This is a genomic window from Bartonella sp. OC16QHHD (assembly GCF_042194035.1).
GTDB lineage: Bacteria > Pseudomonadota > Alphaproteobacteria > Rhizobiales > Rhizobiaceae > Bartonella.
The window spans coordinates 1-5034 of sequence record NZ_JBHIMJ010000026.1 but is presented as its reverse complement, the minus strand read 5'-3'; the positions used below and the strand labels follow the sequence as shown (position 1 = coordinate 5034).

General features: G+C 35.0%; 2 protein-coding genes and 2 pseudogenes. 1 reads left to right on the top strand and 3 read right to left on the bottom strand.

Annotation, left to right across the window (positions count from 1 at the left end; translation table 11 throughout):
• Window positions 1–53 precede the first annotated feature (53 nt).
• From ACFIK1_RS03760 to ACFIK1_RS03750, 3 genes and pseudogenes are all read right to left on the bottom strand, one after another.
• Complete coding sequence (locus ACFIK1_RS03760; RefSeq protein ID WP_375643662.1) at window positions 54–284, bottom strand: hypothetical protein; 231 nt, start codon at window positions 282–284, stop codon at window positions 54–56.
• A gap of 1514 nt (window positions 285–1798) precedes the next feature.
• Window positions 1799–3161: pseudogene (locus ACFIK1_RS03755) on the bottom strand (MFS transporter).
• A gap of 591 nt (window positions 3162–3752) precedes the next feature.
• Window positions 3753–4136: pseudogene (locus tag ACFIK1_RS03750) on the bottom strand (hypothetical protein).
• A 705-nt stretch (window positions 4137–4841) separates the two neighbouring features.
• On the opposite strand from ACFIK1_RS03750, the gene ACFIK1_RS03745 reads away from it, so the two are divergent.
• Window positions 4842–5034, top strand: a 193-nt coding sequence (locus ACFIK1_RS03745) for a hypothetical protein (protein ID WP_375662120.1), incomplete at its 3' end; no start/stop codon positions are given.

Genomic DNA, 5034 nt, shown 5'->3' with positions numbered 1-5034 from the left:
GCTCTTATGTCATCTCTTCTTTTGTCTTATGTGTAGCCTGTATAGCCAAATCCTCAAAACAATCCGCTAACTTTTTGTAACTGTAAAATTTTTTCATATAATGATGGATTTAATCCGCTTGGGTCTGGGTCATAATATTCTTTTTCTAAAAAATCCCCAAGCAAGTTACCAAGGACTTCAAGCGGTTCTTCGCATTCCACATTGATTGCACGTAGCCATGCTTTAACTTTTTCGGATTTTGTACCTTCTGGAATCTCAGAAGGAGCAAATGATGCAATAAACAAGTTATTTAACTCCTTACACGTATAATGGTACGCAAACATTGGAGGAAGTAGTCCAATGATTACAGGAGGGATTTTGTTTTTCTGAGATATTTTTTGCGGAGACGATAATTGCATTTTATGGCTTTATAATATCAAAAAGTGGTGTGTGGAGTGGTTTTTAGAATATAATTTTATTGCCTGACCTTGTATAGAAGGTCGGGCAACAATTTTGTGGTTTATATAAGATTTGTGAAAAAGAAATACTATATTGTGTTTTAATTTTTTCCTTTCATTGTTATAGCAGTGAAGGGGGTGGATAATGTGTGATAATTCGAAAAATATAGAATGAGAACAGAAGTATAATTTTGTATTATCGTAACTGCAATAGCATTCTTTATTGGCAGATTGTTTATTGGAGAGAAGGAAGCAGGCAATGCGCATAATCCCTGAAAGGAAGGTTTTGTGACAAGAATTTCAACAATGGCATGTTACTAAATGTTGTGTGTGTTCTTTGCTTGTCAGAAAAAGTAGATGGGGCTCTTTATTTGCATAACCGGTGGAGAGAACAAGCGGGCAGGGGATCGGTTTACCAAATTCTTTTATCTCTTTAAGCTTACTGTTTTCTATAAAAAGGCTGTTTTCATAATATCCGCTGTTAAATCTCGTATATTTGGTAGAAATGGAAATATAAACGTTTATTGTGTCTGTAAGGGAGCTTGAAGCAATGAAGTTATGTGTAAAAGAGTTCTGAAAAGCTTCTTTTGTCCGTAAAACTTATAAGGAAAATTTAAAGGCAGGAAAATGTTAGAGAAATCTAAGAGTACGTTGTGAAAATCAAGAAACAGTCTTTTTAGAGATGGTTTGCTGTCTGTCATCGTGCTTCATGATTTTCAATGTTTTTAAAATTTCTTTCTCAATGAGAGAGGGCTTTTTTATTAAAGCGGGGGAGATTTGTTATGATAGTTAACAATGAAATGGAGAGAAGAAGCTGCTTTACCAGCTGTTTTTGTCGCTTCAGTTTCATTTGAACCTATTGCGGTTATGAAAGCATAGTGATTCAATGACTTTGAAAAGGGGTGAATAACATTATCAAGTTTGCAATACAGTGCGATTTTTCACATCGCGGTGTGTGGTAAAAGATGATTAGCATTTATAGGGGCGTGCGCGGGGGCGGGTTCTATATTCTATGCTGGTGCTGTAGGGCGTCTGTTAGCGCATTTATGGGACTATTCCGCATTGAAACGCGTGCTTAATTTCGTGGATCTTTACAAAGGTCTGATCAGAAAATCCCATATTTCAAGAGGTTTTTAGAGGGATCTAAAAGCACAGAGGTATCATAAAATTACAAACACCGTACGTTACTGGAGGTGATCAATTTTAGAGATTAAGGAGCTTATCGGTTTAGTGTTCTTTCATAAAAATGATGAAGGCTGTGGTCACGGTATCAGTGTGTTGGTTTCTCGAAAAGTGGTGAATGCTGTATGATTTTATATGCCATTGCCAATGTTATGGATATGGTGTTCAAATAAAGCATATCATAAATCGGAATTCTTCTCTTTACGCGATAAGAGGAGGGCTAGGCAAAACAGTAAAAATGCAGAGATAGAGAATATGAAGAATACGATATATGTTTGGTTTAAGGACAGGTATTCTTCTGTCAGCGAATGGATCAAAAAGCCAGCGAATATACCCCTAAGGCACCACCTATTTGCTGTAATATGCGTGTGATAACGGCTGTATCTTTGACGTATAAACTGTTGACATATTGGATGGGGGCGGAAAAGCAGACAATGGTGGCGATGCCAAGTCCTATGCCTCTTAGCAAGAATCCAGGTCCATCCATGCTTATATTATAGCCGAAGCATAATAACCCAAAGCTTGAAATCACCAAACCAATTCCTATCATGAAAAAGGGAGATTTTTCTTTCCATTTTTGGTAAATAAATTTCCTGCCAATCCATGCACCCACTCCTTGCAGAGCAAGGAGGGCACCGATGATGAGAAGGCTCTTTTCATAGTTTCCTCCTATGGCAACGGCTAGTGGGAAATAAACGAGGAAGCTATAAAAAAGAAATGAAGCAACAAGCCCCATGATCATGAGCAATGTGTAGCGCGCATTTTGAAATCCGCTAAAGACGATTAATTTGTTTTTTGCTTTCTGATTAGAAACAATGAATAATATGAGAGATATCACCGCTATAAGTGCTAGGATAAAGAGGGCGTTGGGGTTATTGATGTTTTTGGCTTCTGTGAGGTAAAAAAATGAAAGAAGCGATATGGAAAACGCTAAAAATGCAAATAAGTTAAATTTTGTTTTTGTTGATTCGTTGCTCTTTAAATGTTTTGCTCCAAGGGTGAGTGCCAATAAAATAAGCGGAATATTGATAAAAAATAACAAACGCCAAGACACATACTGAGCAAGTGAGGCGCCTACCAGCGGACCAAAGGCAGGAGCGAAAACTGTTGGTATGGCTATGGTGCCCATGGCTTGCTGCATGCGTATCTGTCCAAATTGTAATGCAATGATGGTTTGGCTAAGAGGCAGCAAAAGACCGGTCCCAAAACCTTGAACGATACGGGCAGATATAATGGTTGGAAAATTATAGCTTAATCCTACCCCAGTGATCCAAGCATAAAAATGAAGCTTGCAAGGAACCAAGTTCTTTTGATACCTATTTTTCCTTGCACAAAAGCTGCCATCAGTAGTCCTGGCACGGTGGCTAGAAAATAGGATGTTACAATCCATTGTATATTATTTCCTTCCACGGAAAAATAATGCGCAAGGTTAGGAAGGATGACATTAACAATGCTTCCGTCCAGCAGAGGAAGTATGCTGGAAATAATTACGGTATATATGACATACTTTTCTGATTGAGTATAGGAATCCACCTTTTGCATGATCATGCTCCCTACAGATATTCTTTAAAATATTGGTCCCGCTCTATAAATTACAGGCTTTGAGAATTAATACGCGTTTGTTGGTTGCGATATTGGGATGAATGTGATTGGAAGTGCTGATGGTCCCCAAATGCTTCTCTTGTGTACAAACTCCTCTTCCTCCAAAATGAAGCCATCAGTTAAGCTGATTTTGATGAGTTTATCGAGGTGTCTGTTTACTGTCAATTCACTTTGCATGAGAGCAAAAGCAGAACCTACACGAGACGTGCATGCCTGCTCCATTTGCATTTATTATTTAACATGAAAAATGTTAAAATCTTTATAAATCAAATTATTGACTTAAAAATCCAATGTTTGTTGATAGATCATTTTTATGCTTAAATGATTGTTTGGGTGTCAAATGTATTCTCAATAGTTTATAATTTTCTTTTCTTAAATGTGCAGCCCTTTCTGGAAAATATTCGATAATCTCTTGATTGTTTAATAAAAATTAAAATCGGTTATAAGGAAGAGCTTGTAAATTATAGAGTAGGAAAAAGTTGCATTTTATAAACAACAGGGGAGGGTTGTTTCCATAGCCCAAACATTTTTTCAAGTTGTTGTGGTATCTTTTTGAATTACTTGATCGATAAAAGTTTCATAATTATCAGAAACAATATATTGGGTATTTTCTCCTAAAGCTTTGAAATGTTCACGACCGCAATGGATTTTTGCTTTTTCCAGATCGCGCAACATGTCTTCGAAAATACTTCCTTTACTTTCTACAACAAAATACAGTTTTTCTTACCCATCTTGCTCGAATAATACAGCCCAATCGGGGGTATATGATCCAAGAGGTGTATCAATTTTAAACCATTTAGGCAGTTTCGCATAAACTTTAATCTCATCGTTTTTTTCAAACGATTGTGCAAAACTGAACTCAATATCTGAATCATAAATAACATGATCATAAGTTGATTTATCAGTTTTTGTCATATTCTTTTATAAAAAAATTTGCTTTTATATTTATTAAAATGCATTTTCTATTTTATTTTTTCATATAATTAGCCAATGAAGTTTTTGCTCTAATATCACAATTTGTAAAAGACTATTTTGGTAACTCAATATGAAATTTTTTATGTCGGTTTCTTGTATTGAAAGCAATGGTACGATTTTTGATATCTGTATAAAAATATTTACAAAAAAAATTTTAATAACGCATGATTATAGAATTTTGTCCTTTGTTTGAAGCATGTAAAGTTAAACCATTGTTTATTCATAGATTTTGTGTTCATTATTTATTTGATACATTTAATCTAGAATGCAAATTGTATTCGTATCCTCAAACTAAAATACTGGTATTGAAGTGGTGAGAGTGTTGCTTTGTTGAGAATAGATAATTTGGTAGGTTAGTATTCCCTTTGTATCAGAGAATTCAACTTATTCTCTCATATTGTGTGTGGATGAAATGTTAACCGCATAATGCTTCCTCTTACATGAGATGTAAGATTGATATGGTTTACACATTGAGAAAAGTTGTTGATCGTAGAGGAATATTTTTCTGCGAAATTTGTTTGGCTTAAATGGAAAAAATAGAGCAATAGCCGCATATTTGTTATGCTGTAACGCATATATATAATCGATGGAGTCAACACTTCATTTAAGAAGTTTTTTAAAGGAAAAACATAAAAAATAGAATTATTGAAAAAATCTTTTATTTTGAAGCTTGTTTCTCACGATTATAAAAGCTTCCATGTGGATTTCGAAAATTCTTGTTGTGTTGAAAAATATACAAAAATCAAGAAAATTTTGCAAAAAAGCTGCACTATGCGTGCAGCTTTTTATGTATTTGCTTTAGAGGTAGAAGTTTTAAAGCATGAAAGTGTCCTTACGG